A 19,811-nucleotide genomic window follows, 5' to 3' on the forward strand; every position below is an offset into this window, starting at 1 on the left:
GACTGACCTGCTCGGCCGCGGCGGGGACTCCTTCGTCGGCACGCGGGGGTTCCTCTCGATCGGGGGGTGGGGGCCGCTCTGCCGAGCGCCCATCGGATCGGACGTTACATACCCGGGTGCGCTTTCCGGATCGGCCGACCGACCGACGCAACACCAAGCCTTTAGTCCTAGTTACTCCCTATCATCCCGATCAACCGGATTATTCCGTCGAGTAGGCTGATCACCATGAGCAATGCCAGGGAGGAACGCGCCGCGCTGTGCGACCTGCTGGACCGGCTCGGTCCCAGCGCCCCCACGCTGTGCGAGGGCTGGGCGACCGCCGACCTGGCCGCACATCTCGTGCTCCGCGAGCGCCGCCTCGACGCCGCTCCGGGGATCGCCCTCGCGCCCCTGGCGGGCTACACGAGCTCCGTGCAGGAGGGGCTCAAGGCCCGGAACCCCTACCCCGAGCTCGTCGATCTCGTACGGCAGGGCCCCCCGAAGTGGTCGCCGTTCCGGCTGATCCCTGGCATGGACGATCTCGTGAACATGGTGGAGCTGTTCGTCCACCACGAGGACGCCCGCCGGGCCCAGCCCGGCTGGGAGCCCCGCACGCTCCCCCAGGACTACGACGACGCGCTGTGGAAACGGCTCAAGAGCGGCGCCCGGCTGTTCCTGCGCAAGGCGCCTGCCGGGGTCGTGCTCCGCCGCACCGGCGGGGAGAAGGCCGCGGGCAGGAAGGCCGAGCCCGCGGTGATCGTCAGCGGCGACGCGCCGGAGCTGGTGCTGTTCGCCTTCGGCCGCCAGGCGCATGCCCGGGTGACCTATGAGGGAGACGCCGAGGCGGTCGCCCGGCTCCGCGAGGCCGATCTGGGGGTCTGACCCCACGCAAAACGATCTAGACGAAATCCACACCTTGTCATGGCGGCATGGGGCAGCATGAGGGCAGCGCATCACGGTTGGAGCCCCGATGAACGTCAAGAAAGTCGTCACCTATGTGGCGGTCGCATTCGTGATCTTCTACCTGTTCACCCAGCCAGCGGGGGCTGCCGCCGCCGTCAAGGGGCTGTTCGGAAGCGTCAGCACCGGAGCCGAGCGCCTGTCGCAGTTCTTCACGTCACTCATCTCACACTGAGAAGCGGTAGGGCCTCATGACCTCCCGGCTAGTTATGATCATTCCTGTTGCCGGGTACAAACAGCCGGGAAACTGACTGCAGGAGGCCCCCCAATGCAGGTCAAGAAGGTTCTTACGTACGCGGCCATCGCGTTCGTGGTCTTCTACCTCTACAACCAGCCGCAGGCCGCCGCCGGTGCCGTGAACAGCGTGTTCGCCACGGTCAACACGGGCGCAAGCCGATTGGCGACCTTCTTCACGACGGTTCTGCGGTGATGTGAACCGGCCGGTGCGACGGCGGTCCCGCCGTTCCATCGGCCTCTCTCCCACCACCCGCTCACCGCGCCATCTGGCGCGGTGACGTGGCGGCACTCCGTCTTATGTGTTACGCAGACAGGGTGAGAGAGCGCCAGAGCGTCGCCCACCAACTCGATCCCGCGGCCCGGCGGGTCCTCGAACGCGTCGAGGTGGACGGCGTCGAGCTCGTCCGCTTCCTCTACGCCGACCACGGCGGGGTGATCCGCGGCAAGGCCGCCGGGCGGTCACGCCTGGCGGAGCGTCTCGGCACGGGCATCGGCCACACGGTGGCGATGATGGCCATGTCGATCCTCGACCACCTCCAGCCGGTCGAGGGCATGGGCCCGGTGGGCGAGGTCCGCATCGTCCCCGACCCGCGGACGTTCGTCGCCCTTCCCTACGCGCCGGGGGCGGCGGCCATGGTGTCGGACCTGCGCGACCTCGACGGAGGCCCGTGGGCCGCCTGCCCGAGGACGTTCCTCAAGGACGCCGTCGCCGCCCTGGAGGCCGAGGGCTACGCGCTGATCGCGGCGTTCGAGCCGGAGTTCACGCTCGGACGGCGGCTTCCCGACCCGGCCGGCGGCCCGGACCGCCTGGTCCCGCTCGACGACAGCCCGTGCTACGCCACGTCGGGCTTCGACCTCGCGCACGACTACACGATGCAGCTCGTCCGCGCCCTGGAGTCCCAGGGAATACCGATCGAGCACTACTACCCGGAGCTGGGCGCGGGCCAGCAGGAGCTGTCGATCCGGCCCGCCACGGCGCTGAAGGCGGCCGACAACCACGTGATCTACCGGGAGACCGTGCGCGGCGTGGCGTTCCGGATGGCGATGTGGGCCTCGCTCGCGCCCAAGCCCATAGCCAACCAGGCGGGAAACGGCGCCCACCTCCACGTCTCCCTCTGGGATCCCGCGCTGGAGCACAACCTCTTCGCCGACGGTCACGGCGGCCTGTCCGCGCTGGGCCGCCACTTCATCGGGGGGCTGCTCCGCCACCTGCCCGGTCTCGTGGCCCTGACCTGCGGGAGCGTCAACAGCTACCGGCGGCTCCAGCCCCGCTCGTGGTCCAGTGCGTACACCTGCTACGGCATGGATAACCGGGAAGCCGCCGTGCGGATCTGTTCCCCCATGTCCGGAAATATCGAGGCAACGACCAATCTGGAGATCAAGCCCTCGGACTCCTCGGCGAACCCCTATCTCTCGCTCGGGGCCGTCATCCACGCCGGGCTCGACGGCATCCGGCGGGAGCTCGACCCGGCGGAGGCCGTGAACGTCGATCCCACGACGCTGACCGACGAGGAGCGGGCCCGCCTGGGCTGCGCCCGGCTCCCCGCCTCACTCGGCGAGGCGCTCGACGCGCTGGAGGCCGACGAGCTGCTGATGGAGGCCCTCGGGCCGCTGCGCCGCGCCGCCTACCTGGCCGTCAAGCGCTCGGAGGTCGCGGACTTCGCCGCCCAGGACGTCGCCTACGAGACCTTCCACCACCTGCGGGTGTACTAGCAGGGCGCGTTCCCGTCGGGGCAGGCGACCAGGCCCGAGACGACGCTGCCGAGCGCGTCGGCCAGCGCCGCGACTTGGGCGTGGTCCAGATGGTTGAAGATCAGCCGGCGGACGTCCTCGACGTGCCGGGGCGCGAGCTCCTCCAGCAGCGCCCGGCCGCAGGGGGTGATCTCCGCGAGCGAGGCCCTGCCGTCCCCCGGGCAGGGCCGTACGATCACGAGGCCCCGGCTGATGAGCTTGCTCATCCGGTGGCTGAGCCGGCTCTGTGACATCTTGAGCGCCGCCGCGAGGTCGCTCAGCCGGAACACCTTCTCGCTCAGGGCCACGAGCACGGCGTACTCCACGCCCACGAGCCCGTAGCGGCGGTGCCCCCGCTCGATCTCAGGCAGGACCAGCATCGCTAAGGCGAGGAGGCCCTGCCATGCTCGCGACTCCGTCTCGTCCAGCCATCCGCCGTCAGGTTGCCTCGCCACATCAGAAAGCGTACGGGCCGAACCTTCCCCACGCGACGACGACGGCGAGGATCAGCAGCACGACGTTGATCACGATCGGCTTCGTCTCCTTGCGCCGGCCGTGCGTGATTGCCGCGCCGAGCATCAGCAGGACGGCGCCGACCGCGGCGAGAGGCGTGAGCACCGGCGCGATGCCGGTCAGGCCGGGGAGGATCAGGCCGATCGCGGCGAGCACCTCCAGCGCCCCGATGGTCTTGATCGTTGGCTGGGAGAAGTCCTCCGTCCAGGCCATGTTGGGGTTGGCGGCCAGCTTCTCCTTCGGCTGGGCCAGCTTGCCGGCGCCCGCGGCGAGAAAGACAAGGGCGAGCAGTCCCTGGAGGATCCATAGGACGACGTTCATGTGTGACTCCTTTGTTGATGCTTCAAGAATGCTAGAGGCAACATACTTGAAGCATCAAGTTCCACGGTCGGCGGTCCTGCCGGAACCGGACATTGGTACGTTTCAACCAATGGAGTCGGTCAGCATCAGGGAGGTCGCGGCGCTCGCCGGCGTCTCCCCGGGCACGGTCTCGAACGTGCTCAACCGTCCCGATAAGGTCGCCGCCTCGACCCGCGAACGCGTCGAGCGGGCGGTGCGCGAGCTCGGGTTCGTCCGGCACGGCTCCGCGTCGTCGCTGCGGGCCGGGCACAGCAGGACGATCGGGCTGTCCGTCATCGACATCGGCAACCCCTTCTTCACGGACATCGCCGCCGGGGTCGAGGAGACGGCGAGCGAGCTCGGCTACGCGGTGATCCTCAGCTGCTCCGCGGGCGACCGGTCGAAGGAGGAGCGCAACCTGCTGGTCCTCGCCGAGCAGCGGGTGCGGGGCGTGCTGATCACCCCCTCCGGCGAGGACACGGCCGCGCTCGACCGCATCCGCGAACGCGGCATCAACGTCGTCCTGATCGGCCGACCGGCCCTCCGGCCCGACCAGTGCTCCGTCACGGTCAACGACGTCACCGGGGGCTCCCTCGCCGTCACCCACCTGCTGGAACGTGGAGCCCGCCGGATCGCCTACGTGTGCGGGCCGCTGACGATCCCCCAGTGCCAGGACCGGCTGGAGGGAGCCCGCCGTGCCGTACGGCAGGCGGGCCTAAACCCGGCGACCGCGCTCAGCGAGCTCACCATGCCCGCCATGCACGCCCGATCCGGCCAGCAGGCCGCCGAGAAGCTGCTCGCGTCCCTGCCGGACGCGGTGTTCTGCGCAAACGACCTCCTGGCGCTGGGCCTGCTGCGCGCCCTGCTCCAGGCAGGTGTCCGCGTTCCCGGCGACGTGGCACTGGTCGGCTACAACGACATCGAGTTCGCCGCCGCCTCGGCGGTGTCGCTCAGCTCGGTCCGCCAGGCCACCCACCGGCTCGGGCGCATCGCCACCCAGTTGCTGCTCGACGAGTGCGACAACCCCGGGGGCCACGCCCACCAGCAGATCATGTTCCAGCCCGAGCTGGTCGTCAGGGAGTCGACCGGTTCCTAGCGGCTGCGCGAGGTCGCGCCCGAGGGCGTCGACGTCTACTTCGACAACGTGGGCGGCGAACAGCTCGGCGCGGCCATCGCATCGGCGAGGTGGCGGAGGCGGCGGGCACCACGCCCGCGCGCTTCGCTATTACGAGCAGGCCGCCGTAGGCGCCACCTTTCCCTCTTTTCTAGAGAAAATGCTCCATATTTCGCTAAATCGTCCAGGAGAGGCGGACTCTTTGGGCGGCGTCCCGGTTGTATCGGCCCGGTCGTATGGCGGGAATCCAATGCCCGCCTGGCCGTCCAGGGAGAAAAGGCACTTCCATCCGCCGGAATGGAATTATGGTTGGATTGCCCTTATTCCGGGTGATTCACCTAGACGCGCTCCACAGCCGGGGTCAACGATGGAGTGACATTCCCGATCGCCGCGATGCGGCCCTGATCGGACAGGAGAACCCATGCACGGAAAACGACTTTCGATGCTGCTCGGCCTCGCCTTCCTTCCCGCCCTGGCCTTCGGGCCGGCGCAGACGGCGCAGGCCTCGTCCATTCCGACCTCCGGGAAGGTGTCCCTGGCCACCGGACAGCACGATCCCGTGATCGACGAGTCCGAGGAATCCGAGGAGGCCGGGCTGTCCGAGCGATCCAGAATGCCGGAACAGCGATCCGAGGAGTCCGAGGAGTCCGAAGAGGCAGGCCAGCCCACGGGCCTCGCCCACCGGAGCGAAGAGATCGACCGGCAGGGCGAGGGCTGGTCGGACCGGACCAGCGAACACTCCCGCGGATACAACTGGGGCGGATGATCGCTCCACCGGCGAGGGCCCGGTAAAACCAGCCTTCGCCGATGAATCCGCCACATGAGAAAGAACGCGGCCTCCGGCTATCGGGGGCCGCGTTCATATGTACGTTTCGAGATATAGGCTGAATCGACGAAGCACGAACCACTGCGGCTATGCAGGTAATTCTCCCCGAGTGGTAAAAACCTCATCTGATCCCAAGCCGCCTCCACCGCACAATTGTCGGCCGCGCCTGATACCCCTATGCCATGCGGGCATGCTGTCCGACCCCCCGGAGGCATCCAATGAATGAGTTCGAGGTCCTGAAGGAGCGGATCACCCGGCTACTACGGCAGTACGACACGGCGGCACCGGCCGGCCAGATCGCCGCGGGCAGCCGTTCCAGCGACAAGGCGACCAGCAGGGAATGGTCCACCTGCTGGAAACGACGCAGAGCCTGACGGACACCGTTCAGGCGCTGTCGAAGACGGTGCAGAGCATCGCGGAGCGACTGCCGCCCCCCAACTGACGACGGCGTACGGCTCGCGCCTCCACCGGAGACGCGAGCCGTACGGTTCAGCGGACGGGGTGCCCGGCGGCGCGGAGGGTGTCCTTGACCTCGTGGATCTTGAGCTGGCCGAAGTGGAAGACAGACGCCGCGAGCACGGCGTCGGCGCCCGCGTCGATGGCGGGCGGGAAGTCCTCCAGCTTGCCCGCGCCCCCGGAGGCGATCACGGGCACGGTCACCGCCTTGCGGACGGCTCTCAGCATCTCCAGGTCGTAACCCGACTTGGTGCCGTCTCCGTCCATGGAGTTGAGGAGGATCTCGCCCACCCCGAGCTCCTCTCCGCGCCTGGCCCACTCGACCGCGTCGATGCCGGTGCCGCGGCGGCCGCCGTGGGTGGTCACCTCGAATCCCGACGGCGTGGGCGGGCCGTCGACGACGCGACGGGCATCCACGGACAGCACGATGCACTGCGAGCCGAACCGCCGCGACAACTCGGTCAGCAGCTCCGGCCGGGCGATGGCGGCGGTGTTGACGCCGACCTTGTCGGCCCCGGCCCGCAGGAGCCGGTCCACGTCCTCGACCGCGCGCACTCCCCCGCCGACCGTCAACGGGATGAAGACCTGCTCGGCCGTACGGCGTACCACGTCGAGCATGGTCTCCCGCTCGCCCGACGACGCGGTGATGTCCAGAAATGTCAGCTCATCGGCGCCTTCGGCGTCGTACCGGCGAGCCAGCTCGACGGGGTCTCCGGCGTCCCGGAGGTTCTCGAAGTTGACGCCCTTGACCACGCGGCCGGCGTCGACGTCGAGGCAGGGGATGACCCTGACCGCGACCGTCATCCCGTCTCCTCCCCCCGGTATGCCTCTACCTCCACCTCTACCAGCATGCGCGAGTCGACGAGGCCGGCGACCTGGACGCTCGTGCAGGCGGGCCGTACGGTCCCGAAGACCTCGCCGTGCGCGCGGCCGACCGCCTCGAAGTCGTCGGCGTTCACCACGTAGAGCCTCGTGCGGACGATCTCGGAGATGGAGATCCCCGCCTTCTCTACAGCGTCGAGGGCGATGGAGATCGCTGTGAGGGTCTGGTTATAGGCGTCGCCGACATGCTGGATCTCCCCGCCCACGGTGGCGGTGCAGCCGGACACCAGGACGTGGGGCCCGGCGACGACGGCGCGGGCGTAGCCGTAACGGTCCTCCCACGGGCCGCCGGACGAGATCCGGGTGAAAGACATGCCATCGGTCATCTGGCGCTCACCGCCGCGAGCGCCTCTTCGAGCGTGAACGCCTGGGCGTACAGCGCCTTGCCGACGATGGCGCCCTCAACAGGGACCTGCGTCGCCAGGGCGCGGAGGTCGTCGAGCGAGGACACGCCGCCGCTGGCGATCACGGGCCGGTCGGTCCTGGCGCAGACCTCGCTGAGCAGGTCGATGTTGGGGCCGCGGAGCGTGCCGTCCTTGGTCACGTCTGTGACGACGTAACGCGGGCAGCCCTCCGACTCGAGCCGGTCGAGGACCTCCCACAGGTCGCCGCCCTCCTTGGTCCAGCCACGGGCGGCCAGGGTGGTGCCGCGGACGTCGAGCCCAACCGCGATCTTGTCGCCGTGCTCGGCGATCGCCTTGGCGCACCACGCCGGGTCCTCCAGGGCCGCGGTGCCGATGTTCACGCGGCGGCAGCCCGTGGCCAGCGCCGCGTCGAGCGAGGCGTCGTCACGGATGCCGCCCGACAGCTCGACCTGGACGTCGAGGGCGCCGACGACGGAGGCGATCAGCTCGCGGTTGTCCCCCCGGCCGAAGGCCGCGTCGAGATCGACCAGATGGATCCACTCGGCGCCGGCCTCCTGCCAGGCCAGCGCGGCGGCGAGCGGGTCCCCGTACGAGGTCTCCGTACCCGCCTGACCCTGCACCAGACGGACGGCCTGGCCGTCCGCGACATCCACGGCGGGGAGCAATACGAGTGACATGGTCACGACCTCCGGTCAAAGACAATGGTGACGAGCACGGGGATCAGCAGGATCGACCCGGCGAAGACGCCGAGCCGGGCCATCCAGCCGTCGAACAGGATCCAGGCGATCACCTGGACGAGGAACCACAGCGCCGCCACGACGGCGTTCTCGGTGCGGCGCCGGCGCGCCAGGTAGCCGCTCTGGCGGGCCACCCGCACCGGGCGCGGCAGCACCGCGGTGACCCGGCCCCGCAGCTCGCGCCGCCGGGCCGCCCTGGCTTCGCGCGCGGCCCGGACCGCCGTGAGGCGCTCCCGCTCGGCCTCGCGCTCCGCCCGGCGCCGGGCGCGCTCCTTGCTCATGGGGCCTCCTCAGAGCGTGTGGAGCCAGTTGGCCAGCAGCGCGGCGCCGGCGTCGCCGGACTTCTCGGGGTGGAACTGGGTGGCCATGAGCGGGCCGTTCTCAACGGCCGCGACGAACGGCACGCCGTGCTCGGCCCAGGTCACGAGGGGCGGGGTGAAGCCGGGACCGGCCTCCAGCTTCCAGTCGCGCACGCCGTAGGAGTGGACGAAGTAGAAGCGGGTGCCGGCGTCGAGCCCCTCGAACAGGACGCTGCCGGCGGGCGCGGTGACGGTGTTCCAGCCCATGTGCGGCAGCACGGGCGCGTCGAGGCGCTCGACCGTGCCCGGCCACTCGCCGCACCCCTGGGTGTGGACACCGTGCTCCACGCCCTTGTCGAACAGGATCTGCATCCCGACGCAGATCCCGAGAACCGGACGCCCGCCCGACAGGCGGCGGCCGACGATCTGGTCGCCGCGGACGCTCTTGAGCCCCTCCATGCAGGCGGCGAACGCGCCGACGCCCGGGACGACCAGGCCGTCCGCCTCCAGGGCCGCGTCCCAGTCGGCGGTCACCGTCACGTCGGCTCCGGCCCGGGCCAGCGCCCGCTCGGCGGAGCGCAGGTTGCCCGAGCCGTAGTCGAGCACCACGACACGCTTGCCTACTGCCACCACATCACCCCAGCTGTGATCGCCAGCGCGGCTCCCGCGCCGGCCAGCACCGCGAGCACCTTGAGGCCCTGCCGCACGGCGGAGATGACCCCGCCGACGAGGAAGAGGCCGATGAAGATCATGCCGCCTGACGCGAAGGTCATCAGAGGACGCCCTTGGTGCTCGGCACACCGGTCGCGCGCGGGTCCCGCTCGGACGCCTCCCGCAGCGCCCGCGCGAGGGCCTTGAACTGCGCCTCGACGATGTGGTGGGCGTTGCGCCCGTACGGCACGTGCACGTGGAGGCACACGGCGGCCTGGGCGACGAACGACTCCAGGATGTGCCTGGTCATGGTCGTGTCGTACTCCGGCCCGATCATGGGCGCCATGCCCTCGGGCTCGGTGTGCACGAGGTACGGCCGGCCGGACAGGTCCACCGTGACCTGGGCCAGCGCCTCGTCGAGCGGGCACGACGCGCTGCCGAAGCGGCGGATGCCCGACTTGTCGCCGAGCGCCTCGCGGAACGCGGCTCCCAGCGCGATCGACGTGTCCTCGATCGTGTGGTGGGAGTCGATGTGCAGGTCGCCCTCGGTCTTCACGGTCAGGTCGAACAGCCCGTGCTTGCCGAGCTGCGCCAGCATGTGGTCGTAGAAGCCGACACCGGTCGCGACGTCCACGATGCCGGTGCCGTCGAGGTTGACCTCGACCAGGACCGACGTCTCCTTCGTGCTGCGCTCGACGCGGCCGCGGCGCTCGTCGCCCGCGGCAGGGCTCGCGTCACTCATCCGAGGACCCCTTCCAGGGCGGCGCGGAACGCCGCCATCTCTTCACTTGTCCCGATCGACACACGGAGCCATCCCGCGGGACCGGTCTCCCTGATCAGCACACCGTGCTCAAGCAGCCCCTCCCACACGACGCGCCGATCCGGAAAACTACCGAATAGCACGAAGTTGGCGTCGGAGTCAGCGACCGCCAGGCCACGGTGCCGTAGCCAGTCCACCGTGGCGTCCCGCTCGGCCCGCAGCGCGTCCACCGTGCCGAGCAGCTCGGCCCGGTGTGCCAGGGCCACCCGGGCGGCCGCCTGGGTCAGGGTGGACAGATGGTACGGCAGGCGGACGAGCAGCATGGCGTCGACGACGGCCGGGTCGGCGGCGAGATATCCGAGCCGGGCCCCCGCCATGGCGAACGCCTTCGACATGGTCCGGGTGACGATCAGCCGGGGGTTGCCGGGCAGCAGGGTCAGCGCGGACGGCGTGCCGGTCCGGGCGAACTCGGCGTAGGCCTCGTCGACCACGACCATCCCCGGCGCGGCCTCGAGGATCCGCTCGATCACGCCGAGCGGCAGCGCCGTACCGGTCGGGTTGTTGGGAGAGGTCAGGAACACCACGTCGGGGCGGTGCCGCTCGATCGCGGCGACGGCCGCGGCCACGTCGATCGAGAAGTCCTCCTCGCGGGCGCCCTCGATCCAGCGGGTGTTGGTGCCGCCCGCGATGATCGGGTGCATGGAGTAGGACGGCTCGAAGCCGATGGCCGACCGCCCCGGGCCGCCGAACGCCTGGAGGATCTGCTGGATGATCTCGTTGGACCCGTTGGCCGCCCAGAGCTGGCGTGCCGTGAGGCCGTGGCCGAGGTAGTCGGCGAGGTCCTTGCGCAGCTCGACGGCGTCCCTGTCGGGGTAGCGGTTGAGCGTGGCCGCGCCGTGCCGTACCGCCTCGGCGAGGTCGCCGATCAGCGCGGCCGAGGGCGAGTAGGGGTTCTCGTTGGTGTTGAGCTGGACCGGCACGTCGAGCTGCGGCGCGCCGTAGGGCTGCTTGCCGCGCAGGTCGTCACGGATCGGCAGGTCGTCAAGGGTCATGAGGGCACTTCCCAGTCGAACCGGGCACGGATGGCGGCGCCGTGCGCGGGCAGGTCCTCGGCGTCGGCCAGCGCGCAGACGTACGGCGCGGCCTCGGCGAGCGCCTCGCGGGTGTAGTCGACGACGTGGATGCCGCGGAGGAAGGTCTGGACGGACAGGCCGGACGAGTGGCAGGCGCAGCCGCCGGTCGGCAGCACGTGGTTGGACCCGGCCATGTAGTCGCCGAGCGACACCGGCGCGTAGGGGCCGACGAAGATCGCCCCGGCGTTGCGGACCCGGGCGGCCACCTCGTGGGCGTCCGCCGTCTGGATCTCCAGATGCTCGGCCGCGTAGGCGTCCACCACCTTCAGCCCGTCGTCGACGCTCGACACGAGCACGATGCCGGACTGGCGACCGCTCAGGGCCTCGGTGATCCGCTCTGAGTGGCGGGTCGCGGCGACCTGGCCGGGCAGCTCCTTCTCGACCGCGTCGGCGAGCTCCGGGCTCGTCGTGACCAGCACGGCCGCCGCGATCACGTCGTGCTCGGCCTGGCTGATCAGGTCGGAGGCGACGTGGACGGGGTCGGCCGTCTCGTCCGCCAGGATCGCGATCTCGGTCGGGCCGGCCTCGGAGTCGATGCCGATGCGGCCCTTGAGCAGCCGCTTGGCCGCGGCGACCCAGATGTTGCCCGGCCCGGTGACCATGTTGACCGGGGGGCACTCCTCGGTGCCGTAGGCGAACATCGCGACGGCCTGGGCTCCGCCCACGGAGTAGACCTCGTCCACCCCGAGCAGAGCGCAGGCCGCGAGGATCGCGGGGTGCGGCAGCCCGCCGAACTCGCGCTGCGCGGGCGAGGTGACGGCGAGCGAGCCGACCCCGGCCTCCTGGGCGGGCACGACGTTCATGACCACGCTGGACGGGTAGACGGCCCGGCCTCCCGGGACGTACAGCCCCACGCGGCCGACCGGCACCCAGCGCTCGGTCACCGACCCGCCGGGCACGACCCGGGTCGTGGTGTCCGTGCGCCGCTGGTCCCGGTGGACGAGGCGGGCCCTGCGGATCGACTCCTCCAGGGCCGCGCGCACGGCCGCGGGAAGCTCGTCGAGGGCCCGCCCGATGGCCTCCACGGGCACCCGGGTGGACTCCAGCTCGACCCCGTCGAATCTCGCCGTCAGCTCCCGCACGGCCGCCACACCGCGATGGCGCACCTCCTCGCAGATGGGCCGCACCTTCTCCAGGGCGGCCTCGACGTCGAGATCGGCGCGGGGCAGCACGTCGCGCAGGTCGCCGGGCAGCGAGCCACGCAGGTCGATACGGGAAATCACCGTCCTAGTCTACGGATGACCAGGGAGGAATCTTCTCCCGTCCAGTCCTTAAGACGGGCTGGGTGATCTCAAGGGGACAGCCGGAAAGACTGCGCGGCCGTGCCGTTGCAGGTGTACTGCTGGAGCTGGACGGAGTCGGCGGCCGAGGCCCCGGGCACGTCGAGACATTTCCCGCTGAGGCGGCTCACGAAGTGGTAGTACCCGCCGCCTTCGGAGACCGCCTGCCATTGCTGGTTGTTCCCGCCGCTGTACGCCCACAGCTGGAGGAGGGCGCCGTCCGCCGAGGACATGTTGGTCACGTCGATCGCCTGGGCGCCGTTGTTGCGGTTGTTGATCCGCGCGAAGCCGCTGCCGGTCGGCTGGAACTGCCACTTCTGGGCGGTTGTGCCGTTGCAGGCGTACTGCTGGACCGCGGTCCCGTTGGCGGTGGCGGCCGCGCGGGCGTCCACGCACTTGCCGTTGCCCTTGTTGACGACGCTGTACCACGCCGCCGGGTCCGGGCCGGTGGTCGGCGTCGGGGTGGGCGTCGGGGTCGGCGTCGGGGTCGGCGTGGGGCTCGGGGTGGGGTTCGCCGTGGCGCCGCCGAGCCAGAGCAGGCCGTCGATGACGAACCGGTTCTGCGTGTCACTGGCGAATGTCGAGGACAGCGCGGTGTTCGTGTTGTAGTTCATCGCGTTGTGGCCGAAATTCGCGTACAGCATCTTGTAGTTCTTGTTCGTCCACATGATGGGGTAATAGCCGCTGTACCACGTCTGGTTGGGGTCGGTTCCGACCGGGAAACTCGACGGGGCGATCGACCCCAGAATCCTGATGTCCGGGTTGTTTCGCAGGTCGTTGGTCCAGCTGTACCACTCGCTTACCGACGAGGTGAAGGTCGCGGGAAGCCGGGCCGTCGAGGGGTGGTTTCCGCCCTCGTTCCGGATGGTGACCGATGTGGGGCCCCAGGTGTTGTTCCTGAACGCCCCGGTGCCGAGAAACGTGTTGTGGTACCAGGACCAGCTCTGCGGGTCGGTGTTGAAGGCCGACACGTGGAAGCCCATCCAGGCTCCGCCGCCCCGCATGTACTGCTCGAACGCCGACCGCTGGGCGGCGGTCTGCGGCAGGTCGTCGAGGAACAGCACCACCTGGTACTGAGAGAGCGTGGCGGCGTTCAGCTGGTCCCAGTTGTTGGTCGGGGTGTAGGAGAAGTCGTTCTGCGCGGCGGCCTGGGGGAACCACTGGTTGGCCTCTTTGACGAAGCTGATGTGCGCCGTGTCGTAGGTGCCGCTGTAGAACGCGAGGACCTTGAACTTCGGGGCGGCGAACGCCGTGCCGCCGTGCAGGACTGCCGCGCCGATCACGGCGGCGACCAGGGCTAACCAGCGGGCCCATTTCATGCGGGTCCTCCTTGGGGGGTTCTTTGTTTACTTAATTCAAGTAATGCAAATAGCAGATGTCAAGGATCTCTGTAGGCTGCTTCGTGTGAGCAAGACCAGGAGCAAGGGCGGGCAGGGAACCCCGGCGACGGTCGCCCTGACCCAGGCCAAGGCGGAGTTCACCCTCCATCCCTACGATCACGACCCGAACGCCCAGGCGTACGGCGAGGAGGCGGCCGACGCGCTTGGCGTGCCGTACGAGCGGATCTTCAAGACCCTCGTCGCCGAGACGGAGGCGGGCCTCGCGGTGGCCGTGGTGCCCGTCGCCGGGAAGCTCGACCTCAAGGCGTTCGCCGCCGCGCTGAAGGGCAAGCGTGCGGCGATGGCCGACGCGGTCAAGGTGGAGCGGGTCACCGGCTACGTCGTCGGGGGCATCAGCCCGCTCGGGCAGCGCAAGAAGCTGCCCACCGTGATCGACGAGTCGGCGCTCGGGTTCGAGACCGTCTACTTCTCCGCCGGCCGCCGCGGCCTGCAGATCGAGACGGCCCCGGCCAACCTGGTCCGGCTCACGCAGGCCGTCACCGCCGCCATCGCGAAGAGTTGAGCCCATGACCGAGCTGCCCGACCTCACCGCGACCGAGATGTCCGGCCTGCTCCGCACGCGGCAGGTGAGCGCGGTGGAGCTCACGGAGGCGTGCCTGCGGCGGATCGGCGAGGTGAACGGCCAGGTCAACGCCATCGTCACGCTGGTGCCCGAGCGCGCCCTCGATCAGGCGGCGCAGGCCGACGCCGACCTCGCCCGCGGCCACTGGCGCGGCCCGCTGCACGGGCTCCCCGTCGCGCACAAGGACCTCGTCGACACGGCCGGGATCAGGACGACGTACGGCTCGCGTCTGTTCGCCGATCACGTCCCGGAGACCGACGACCTGATCGTACGGAGGATCAGGGAGGCGGGCGGCATCGCGGTCGGCAAGACCAACACGCCCGAGTTCGGCACGGGCTCCCACACGGTCAACGAGGTGTTCGGGGCCACCCGCAACCCGTACGACCTGTCGAGGAGCGCGGGCGGGAGCAGCGGCGGGGCGGCGGCGGCGCTGGCGACCGGCATGGTGCCGCTGGCCGACGGCTCGGACATGGGCGGCTCTCTGCGCAATCCCGCGTCGTTCTGCAACGTGGCCGGGCTGCGGCCGACTCCCGGCCGGGTGCCGTCGAAGTCGGCTAACGCGGCCTGGTTCACGCTGGCCGTGCCGGGGCCCATGGCCCGCACGGCGGCCGACCTCGCGCTGTTCATGACCGCGATCGCCGGGTTCGACCCGTGCTCGCCGTACGCCGTCAGGGAGGCGTTCGGCGGGCCGCTGGACCGTGGCTTGCTGGAGCGGGACTTCACCGGGGCGCGGATCGCGTTCAGCCCCGACCTGGGCGGGCTGCCTGTCGACCCGGAGACGGCGCGGGTCACGGCCGGCGCGGTGACCGCGCTCGCCGGGCTGGGAGCCGAGGTGGAGCGGGTCGAGCTCGACCTCTCCGACGCCGAGGACGCGTTCCGGATCTACCGATCGTGGTACTACGCGCTGAACTACGGCGACCTGACGGAGGTCGGCCCCAACGTCGCGTGGAACGTGGAACAGGGCAGGAAGGTCACCGGGGAGGACCTCGCGCGCGCCGAGCGGCTCCGCACCGGGCTGTTCCACCGGATGAACGCCTTCTTCGGCGACTACGAGTTCCTGGTCGCCCCGGTCAGCCAGGTGCCGCCGTTCCCGGTGGACGATCCGTACGTCCTGGAGATCAACGGCCGGCGGATGCCGGACTATCTCGCCTGGATGCGGTCCTGCTACTGGGTCAGCGTCCTGCACGCGCCCGCGATGTCGATTCCCGCCGGGTTCACGCCGGGCGGCCTGCCCGTGGGCGTGCAGATCATCGGCAGGCCGTGGGCGGACCTCGACGTCCTGCGGCTCGGGCACGCGTTCGAGCGGGCGACCGGGCACGGGAAGAGGCGGCCCTAATCCCGGTGGCGGTAGGTCACCACGAACTCGACGGCCCAGAAGATCGCGGTAGCCAGGACCGGCCAGACGAACAGCACGCCGCGCGCGGTCAGGCCGAGCGACGCGGTGCCGGTGACCCCGCCGGGGCCCGCGGCCTGGACCGTTCCCTTCGCCGAGCTGCCGACCAGGAACGCGATATATCCGGCGAGCAGGCCGCCGCCCGCCAGCCCCAGCAGGACCGCGACCGGCCGCCGGCGCGCCACGACGTACGCCGCCACGCCGCAGACCAGGCCGAACCCGCCGGTGACGACGGCGAACCAGCCGTCGGCGTCGATGAGCGACTGCGACTCGGGGTCGGCGAGCTGCGGCCCCACGTCGGTCAGCACGTAGAGCGAGGAGGGCGCGAGCCCCGACCACGCGAACCCGGCGGCCACTCCCAGCAGGGCCAGCACGAGCACGGTCATGACCAGCGTCGCCAAATGATGCCGCACCGTCCAGATGCTACCTACATGGCGATGGGGCGAAGCGCCGTTACTCTTTAGGGCGTGAGTGAAGAGGTGTGGCAGATCGACCCGTCAGGCCCGCTACGCGGGGACGTCGAGGTGCGGGGATCCAAGAACGCGGTTTCCAAGCACATGGTCGCGGCGATGCTGGGCACAGGCCCGAGCACGCTGCACAACGCCCCGGAGGTCGGCGAGGTCGGGCTGACCGCGGCGATGCTGGAGGCGCTCGGCATCCACGTGGAGATAACGCCGGGTGAGATCACAATCGAGCAGAGCGCCGAGATCCGGCCCCGCGTCCCCGAGGAGTACACCGGGCTCAACCGCATCCCGATCCTCATGCTCGGCCCGCTGCTGCACCTGGCCGGGGAGGCGTTCGTCCCGCTCGTGGGCGGCGACCCGATCGGGCGGCGGCCGGTCAACTTCCACGTCGAGGCGCTGCGCTCGATGGGCGCCGAGATCGAGGTCGGCGACACCGGCATCACGGCCAAGGCCACCCGCCTGCGCGGAAGCCGTATCACGCTCCCCTATCCCAGCGTCGGCGCGACCGAGACCATCCTCATGACGGCCGTGCTCGCCGAGGGCAAGACGGTCATCAAGGGCGCCGCGATGGAGCCCGAGGTGGTGGAGCTCGCGCTGTTCCTCCAGCGGATGGGCGCGATGATCGAGCTCAGCCCCGACCGGCGCATCGTCATCGAGGGGGTCGAGCGCCTGCGCGGCGCCTCGACGTGGCTCGCCGGTGACCGCATCGAGGCGTTCTCCTACCTGGTGGCCGGGCTCGTCACCGGTGGCGAGGTGCGGGTCCACGGCTGCCCGCAGGACCGGCTCGTCACCGCCATCACCACGCTCGCCCGGATGGGCGCCAGGTTCGACATCACCGACGACTGGCTGACCGCCTCCGCGCCGGACGGCCTGCGAGCCGCGGCCGTGCAGACCGACACGCATCCGGGGTTCATGACCGACTGGCAGACGCCGCTGATGGTGCTGTTCACCCGCGCCGAGGGCATGTCCGTCCTGCACGAGACCGTCTTCGAGAACCGGCTGGTCTACGTGCCGGCCCTGCAGAAGATGGGCTGCGAGATCGAGGTCTTCGCGCAGTGCCTGGGCGGGCCCGCCTGCCGCTACCACGACACCAACGCCAAGCACTCGGCCGTCGTGCGCGGAGTGTCCAAGCTGCGCGGCGCCGACGTCACGCTGCCCGACATCCGCGCCGGGTTCTCCGCGGTGCTGGCGGCCGCGGTCGCCGAGGGCACCTCGACCCTGCGCGGTGTCAACCACATCGAGCGCGGCTACCACCGCCCCTTCGAGCAGTTCACCTCTCTGGGGCTGAAGATCAGCCGGGGAACGTAAAGCTTTCGGCGTCCGGCGTTTGGGGACGTCCATCGGGTCGCACTGATATTCCGTGACCTCTCGTCTCCTCAGCGCCGCCGCCGCGCTGGGCCTTTCCGGCGCGCTGGGAGGTGTCCTGGTCGCCGCGCTGGCCATGCCGCTGGTGAGCGGGGCCGGGTTCGCCGCGAAGGGAGCCGCGTCCACCTTCACGGAGCTGCCCCCGCCGCCGCGCGAGGACCCGCTTCCGGAGATGACCCGCCTGCTCGACCGGTACGGCAGGCAGATCGCCCAGTTCTACTACCAGAACCGGGAGTCCGTGCCGATCGACAAGGTGGCCCCGGCCATGCGGCAGGCCATCGTGGCCATCGAGGACTCCCGGTTCTACGAGCACGGCGGCGTCGACATCAAGGGGACGCTCCGGGCGCTCATCGCCAACACGCAGGCGGGCGGCATCCGGCAGGGCGGCTCGTCGATCACCCAGCAGCTCGTGAAGAACATCATGGTCAACCGGGCCGAGTCGGCCCACGAGCGCGCCCTCGCCCGGATGCGCAGCATCCAGCGGAAGATCGACGAGGCGCGGTACGCGCTCGCGCTGGAGAAGAAGTACTCCAAGCAGCAGATCCTGGAGCGCTACCTCAACATCGCCTACTTCGGGGCGGGCGCGTTCGGGATCCAGGCCGCGGCACGGCGGTTCTTCGGCGTCGACGCCGCCGACCTGACGCTGCTCCAGTCGGCCACGCTCGCCGGCGCCGTGCGCACGCCGTACGACACCGACCCGTCGCTGGGCAGGGCCCAGCAGGCGCGGCTATTGGAGCGGCGCGACATCGTGCTCGACCGGATGGCCGAGCTGAAAATGATCACGGTGGAGCAGGCCCGCGCGGCGGCCCGCGACCCGCTGGGGCTGCGCATGCGCGGGGAGCCGGGCGGGTGCGAGGGCAGCGCCTACCCCTACTTCTGCGTCTACGTGGAGCAGGAGGTGCTCACCAACCCCGCCTTCGGATACACGAGGGCCGACCGGGAGCGCCGCCTCCAGCGGGGCGGGCTCACCTTGTGGACCTCCATCGATCCGGCCGCGCAGAAGGCCGCCGAGAAGGCGATCGCGGCGCGCGTGGCCCCGCGGGACACCCAGGTAGCGGCCGAGACCATGGTGGAGCCCGGCACCGGCCTCATCCGGGCCATGGCGGCGAGCAAGCGCTACGGGCGCAACCCGCGCGACCGCAAGACAGGGCCGCGGACGACCTACAACCTGGCCGCCGACAGGGCGCACGGCGGGGGCGACGGCTTCCAGGCCGGGTCGACGTTCAAGGCGTTCACGCTGGCCACGGCCCTGGCCCAGGGCTGGCGGTTCGGGGACGGCTTCGACACACCCGGCTCGTACGTGCCGTCGAGCGGCTACCGCGACTGCGCGGGGAAGCCGGTCAACGCCCCCTCGGCCACGATCTACAACGCCAGCGGAGAGGGCACCGGCGGGCCGTACAGCCTGGAGCTGGGCACCTGGAAGTCGGTCAACATCTTCTACATGAAGCTGGAGCGGGAGGTCGGCCTGTGCAACGTCGTCAGGACGGCCAGGGCGCTCGGCATCTCGAGGGCGGACGGCACGCCGCTGCGCGAGGTGCCCACGTTCACGCTGGGCGTCAACGAGATGGACCCGACGACCGTCGCCGCGGCGTTCGCGGCCTTCGCGGCGCGCGGGCGCTACTGCCGGCCCATGGCGATCACCGACATCGTCGAGCGGGACGGCACGCGGACCTCGGTGCCGCCGAGTTGCGGGGAGGTCCTCGACCCGGAGGTCGCCGACGCGGTCAACCACGTGCTGTCCGGGGTCTTCACGAAGGGGACGATGCACGGGCAGTCCATCGGGCGGCCGGCGGCGGGTAAGACGGGCACGAACAACGGGTACACCTCCGCCTGGTTCGCCGGGTACACACCCCACCTCGCGTCCGCCGTCAGCGTCGGCGACATCCGCGGCTCCTACCGCTACCCCCTCACGGGCGTCACCATCGGAGGCCAGTACTACGGCGCCGTGCAGGGCGCCTCGCTCCCCGGCCCGATCTGGGTGGACTCCATGCGGTCCGCGCTGCGGGACGTCCCGCCGTCGGACTTCGTGTCACCCGACATGCGGCGCTTCGGCGGCGGCTTCACGCCCGGCCTCAAGGAGTTCCTCGAAAGGGAGAAGAAGCACAGAGACCGGGAGGGCTCAGGCCACGGCGGCCGGCGCGACGCCGACCACGGCAGAGACCACGACACGAGCCAGGACGGGGGCCACGACCCGGGCCACGACACCGGCCGGTTCGCCTACCAGAAGCCCACCCACGCCCAGCCCGTCGGCCGGTCTCATGCCCGTCCCCCGGCCCGCCACGGCAGGCGCCACAAGAACCACCGGCCGCGCCACCCGGCCCATCGCCACAGGCCGGGCCGGGTGCACGAGCACCGCTGAGACCGC

At 70.5% G+C, this 19,811-nt stretch carries 24 protein-coding genes; 11 read left to right on the plus strand and 13 right to left on the minus strand.

All coding sequences use genetic code 11. The features are described 5' to 3' along the window. Positions 1–225: 225 nt before the first annotated feature. From ABH927_RS05695 to ABH927_RS05710, 4 genes are all read left to right on the plus strand, one after another. Positions 226–861: a TIGR03085 family metal-binding protein gene (locus ABH927_RS05695; RefSeq protein WP_370018693.1), complete on the plus strand. Its 636-nt coding sequence runs from the start codon at positions 226–228 to the stop codon at positions 859–861. Positions 862–949: 88 nt separating this feature from the next. Beyond that, complete coding sequence (locus tag ABH927_RS05700) at positions 950–1,114, plus strand: hypothetical protein (protein ID WP_370018694.1); 165 nt, start codon at positions 950–952, stop codon at positions 1,112–1,114. A 93-nt stretch (positions 1,115–1,207) separates the two neighbouring features. Further along, the gene (locus tag ABH927_RS05705) at positions 1,208–1,369 is read left to right on the plus strand and encodes a hypothetical protein (RefSeq protein ID WP_370018695.1); all 162 of its coding nucleotides are present in this window, start codon (positions 1,208–1,210) and stop codon (positions 1,367–1,369) included. A gap of 122 nt (positions 1,370–1,491) precedes the next feature. Next, complete coding sequence (locus ABH927_RS05710; RefSeq protein ID WP_370018696.1) at positions 1,492–2,889, plus strand: glutamine synthetase family protein; 1,398 nt, start codon at positions 1,492–1,494, stop codon at positions 2,887–2,889. Here the strand turns inward: ABH927_RS05710 and ABH927_RS05715 are convergent. Beyond that, a complete protein-coding gene (locus ABH927_RS05715) occupies positions 2,886–3,362 on the minus strand; it encodes a MarR family winged helix-turn-helix transcriptional regulator (protein WP_370018698.1) in 477 nt (158 codons plus the stop codon). The genes ABH927_RS05710 and ABH927_RS05715 overlap by 4 nt on opposite strands. Position 3,363: 1 nt before the next feature. Then, positions 3,364–3,741: a DoxX family protein gene (locus tag ABH927_RS05720; protein WP_370018700.1), complete on the minus strand. Its 378-nt coding sequence runs from the start codon at positions 3,739–3,741 to the stop codon at positions 3,364–3,366. A 109-nt stretch (positions 3,742–3,850) separates the two neighbouring features. On the opposite strand from ABH927_RS05720, the gene ABH927_RS05725 reads away from it, so the two are divergent. From ABH927_RS05725 to ABH927_RS05735, 3 genes are all read left to right on the plus strand, one after another. Next, positions 3,851–4,855: a LacI family DNA-binding transcriptional regulator gene (locus tag ABH927_RS05725; protein WP_370018702.1), complete on the plus strand. Its 1,005-nt coding sequence runs from the start codon at positions 3,851–3,853 to the stop codon at positions 4,853–4,855. A gap of 439 nt (positions 4,856–5,294) precedes the next feature. Further along, positions 5,295–5,639: a hypothetical protein gene (locus ABH927_RS05730; RefSeq protein ID WP_370018703.1), complete on the plus strand. Its 345-nt coding sequence runs from the start codon at positions 5,295–5,297 to the stop codon at positions 5,637–5,639. Between the two features lie 278 nt (positions 5,640–5,917). Further along, entirely contained in the window at positions 5,918–6,073 is a 156-nt protein-coding gene (locus ABH927_RS05735) for a hypothetical protein (protein ID WP_370018705.1), read from the plus strand. A gap of 115 nt (positions 6,074–6,188) precedes the next feature. On the opposite strand, the gene hisF is transcribed toward ABH927_RS05735, so the two are convergent. From hisF to ABH927_RS05785, 10 genes are all read right to left on the minus strand, one after another. Then, the gene (gene hisF, locus ABH927_RS05740) at positions 6,189–6,959 is read right to left on the minus strand and encodes an imidazole glycerol phosphate synthase subunit HisF (RefSeq protein WP_370018707.1); all 771 of its coding nucleotides are present in this window, start codon (positions 6,957–6,959) and stop codon (positions 6,189–6,191) included. Further along, the gene (locus tag ABH927_RS05745; RefSeq protein WP_370018709.1) at positions 6,956–7,363 is read right to left on the minus strand and encodes a RidA family protein; all 408 of its coding nucleotides are present in this window, start codon (positions 7,361–7,363) and stop codon (positions 6,956–6,958) included. Before ABH927_RS05745 ends, hisF begins: the two co-directional genes overlap by 4 nt. Then, complete coding sequence (priA, locus tag ABH927_RS05750) at positions 7,360–8,079, minus strand: bifunctional 1-(5-phosphoribosyl)-5-((5-phosphoribosylamino)methylideneamino)imidazole-4-carboxamide isomerase/phosphoribosylanthranilate isomerase PriA (protein ID WP_370018710.1); 720 nt, start codon at positions 8,077–8,079, stop codon at positions 7,360–7,362. Before priA ends, ABH927_RS05745 begins: the two co-directional genes overlap by 4 nt. Positions 8,080–8,081: 2 nt before the next feature. Beyond that, positions 8,082–8,420 carry a hypothetical protein gene (locus ABH927_RS05755; protein WP_370018711.1) on the minus strand — a complete coding sequence of 113 codons (339 nt, stop codon included), beginning with the start codon at positions 8,418–8,420 and terminating at the stop codon, positions 8,082–8,084. Positions 8,421–8,429: 9 nt separating this feature from the next. Continuing rightward, positions 8,430–9,068 carry an imidazole glycerol phosphate synthase subunit HisH gene (hisH, locus tag ABH927_RS05760; protein ID WP_370018713.1) on the minus strand — a complete coding sequence of 213 codons (639 nt, stop codon included), beginning with the start codon at positions 9,066–9,068 and terminating at the stop codon, positions 8,430–8,432. Beyond that, positions 9,059–9,211 (minus strand): hypothetical protein, encoded by a 153-nt coding sequence (locus ABH927_RS05765; protein WP_370018714.1) that lies wholly within the window; start codon positions 9,209–9,211, stop codon positions 9,059–9,061. The genes hisH and ABH927_RS05765 overlap by 10 nt, the downstream gene beginning before the upstream one ends. Then, complete coding sequence (hisB, locus tag ABH927_RS05770) at positions 9,211–9,831, minus strand: imidazoleglycerol-phosphate dehydratase HisB (RefSeq protein ID WP_370018716.1); 621 nt, start codon at positions 9,829–9,831, stop codon at positions 9,211–9,213. The genes ABH927_RS05765 and hisB overlap by 1 nt, the downstream gene beginning before the upstream one ends. Continuing rightward, positions 9,828–10,901, minus strand: a complete 1,074-nt coding sequence (locus tag ABH927_RS05775; RefSeq protein WP_370018718.1) for a histidinol-phosphate transaminase — start codon at positions 10,899–10,901, stop codon at positions 9,828–9,830. The genes hisB and ABH927_RS05775 overlap by 4 nt, the downstream gene beginning before the upstream one ends. Next, positions 10,898–12,205 (minus strand): histidinol dehydrogenase, encoded by a 1,308-nt coding sequence (gene hisD, locus ABH927_RS05780; RefSeq protein ID WP_370018720.1) that lies wholly within the window; start codon positions 12,203–12,205, stop codon positions 10,898–10,900. The genes ABH927_RS05775 and hisD overlap by 4 nt, the downstream gene beginning before the upstream one ends. A gap of 68 nt (positions 12,206–12,273) precedes the next feature. Continuing rightward, the gene (locus ABH927_RS05785; protein WP_370018722.1) at positions 12,274–13,581 is read right to left on the minus strand and encodes an RICIN domain-containing protein; all 1,308 of its coding nucleotides are present in this window, start codon (positions 13,579–13,581) and stop codon (positions 12,274–12,276) included. Between the two features lie 85 nt (positions 13,582–13,666). Here ABH927_RS05785 and ybaK point away from each other — a divergent pair, with 85 nt between their 5' ends. Further along, the gene (gene ybaK / locus ABH927_RS05790) at positions 13,667–14,164 is read left to right on the plus strand and encodes a Cys-tRNA(Pro) deacylase (RefSeq protein WP_370018724.1); all 498 of its coding nucleotides are present in this window, start codon (positions 13,667–13,669) and stop codon (positions 14,162–14,164) included. A gap of 4 nt (positions 14,165–14,168) precedes the next feature. Then, on the plus strand, positions 14,169–15,560 hold the full coding sequence (locus ABH927_RS05795) for an amidase (protein ID WP_370018726.1): 1,392 nt from the start codon (positions 14,169–14,171) through the stop codon (positions 15,558–15,560). Here the strand turns inward: ABH927_RS05795 and ABH927_RS05800 are convergent. Further along, positions 15,557–16,030, minus strand: coding sequence for a hypothetical protein (locus ABH927_RS05800; protein ID WP_370018728.1), 474 nt, complete (start codon positions 16,028–16,030; stop codon positions 15,557–15,559). The two genes, ABH927_RS05795 and ABH927_RS05800, sit on opposite strands and share 4 nt — an antisense overlap. A 54-nt stretch (positions 16,031–16,084) precedes the next feature. Between ABH927_RS05800 and murA the strand changes: the two genes are divergently transcribed. Both murA and ABH927_RS05810 read left to right on the plus strand, forming a co-directional pair. Then, positions 16,085–17,389 carry a UDP-N-acetylglucosamine 1-carboxyvinyltransferase gene (gene murA / locus ABH927_RS05805; protein ID WP_261583402.1) on the plus strand — a complete coding sequence of 435 codons (1,305 nt, stop codon included), beginning with the start codon at positions 16,085–16,087 and terminating at the stop codon, positions 17,387–17,389. A gap of 52 nt (positions 17,390–17,441) precedes the next feature. Then, positions 17,442–19,805 carry a transglycosylase domain-containing protein gene (locus ABH927_RS05810; protein WP_370018730.1) on the plus strand — a complete coding sequence of 788 codons (2,364 nt, stop codon included), beginning with the start codon at positions 17,442–17,444 and terminating at the stop codon, positions 19,803–19,805. Positions 19,806–19,811 lie beyond the last annotated feature (6 nt).

Origin of the sequence: Planotetraspora sp. GP83 (assembly GCF_041262585.1) — a bacterium.
Classification (GTDB): Bacteria; Actinomycetota; Actinomycetes; order Streptosporangiales; family Streptosporangiaceae; genus JAOEGB01.

Excerpts from the sequence above, each read along its gene's own strand:
- ABH927_RS05695 (WP_370018693.1), top strand. The coding sequence starts at position 226 with ATGAGCAATGCCAGGGAGGAACGCGCCGCGCTGTGCGACCTGCTGGAC.
- ABH927_RS05700 (WP_370018694.1), top strand. The coding sequence starts at position 950 with ATGAACGTCAAGAAAGTCGTCACCTATGTGGCGGTCGCATTCGTGATC.
- ABH927_RS05705 (WP_370018695.1), top strand. The coding sequence starts at position 1,208 with ATGCAGGTCAAGAAGGTTCTTACGTACGCGGCCATCGCGTTCGTGGTC.
- ABH927_RS05720 (WP_370018700.1), bottom strand. The coding sequence starts at position 3,741 with ATGAACGTCGTCCTATGGATCCTCCAGGGACTGCTCGCCCTTGTCTTT.
- ABH927_RS05725 (WP_370018702.1), top strand. The coding sequence starts at position 3,851 with ATGGAGTCGGTCAGCATCAGGGAGGTCGCGGCGCTCGCCGGCGTCTCC.
- ABH927_RS05730 (WP_370018703.1), top strand. The coding sequence starts at position 5,295 with ATGCACGGAAAACGACTTTCGATGCTGCTCGGCCTCGCCTTCCTTCCC.
- ABH927_RS05735 (WP_370018705.1), top strand. The coding sequence starts at position 5,918 with ATGAATGAGTTCGAGGTCCTGAAGGAGCGGATCACCCGGCTACTACGG.
- hisF (WP_370018707.1), bottom strand. The coding sequence starts at position 6,959 with ATGACGGTCGCGGTCAGGGTCATCCCCTGCCTCGACGTCGACGCCGGC.
- ABH927_RS05745 (WP_370018709.1), bottom strand. The coding sequence starts at position 7,363 with ATGACCGATGGCATGTCTTTCACCCGGATCTCGTCCGGCGGCCCGTGG.
- priA (WP_370018710.1), bottom strand. The coding sequence starts at position 8,079 with ATGTCACTCGTATTGCTCCCCGCCGTGGATGTCGCGGACGGCCAGGCC.
- ABH927_RS05755 (WP_370018711.1), bottom strand. The coding sequence starts at position 8,420 with ATGAGCAAGGAGCGCGCCCGGCGCCGGGCGGAGCGCGAGGCCGAGCGG.
- ABH927_RS05765 (WP_370018714.1), bottom strand. The coding sequence starts at position 9,211 with ATGACCTTCGCGTCAGGCGGCATGATCTTCATCGGCCTCTTCCTCGTC.
- hisB (WP_370018716.1), bottom strand. The coding sequence starts at position 9,831 with ATGAGTGACGCGAGCCCTGCCGCGGGCGACGAGCGCCGCGGCCGCGTC.
- ABH927_RS05775 (WP_370018718.1), bottom strand. The coding sequence starts at position 10,901 with ATGACCCTTGACGACCTGCCGATCCGTGACGACCTGCGCGGCAAGCAG.
- ABH927_RS05785 (WP_370018722.1), bottom strand. The coding sequence starts at position 13,581 with ATGAAATGGGCCCGCTGGTTAGCCCTGGTCGCCGCCGTGATCGGCGCG.
- ABH927_RS05795 (WP_370018726.1), top strand. The coding sequence starts at position 14,169 with ATGACCGAGCTGCCCGACCTCACCGCGACCGAGATGTCCGGCCTGCTC.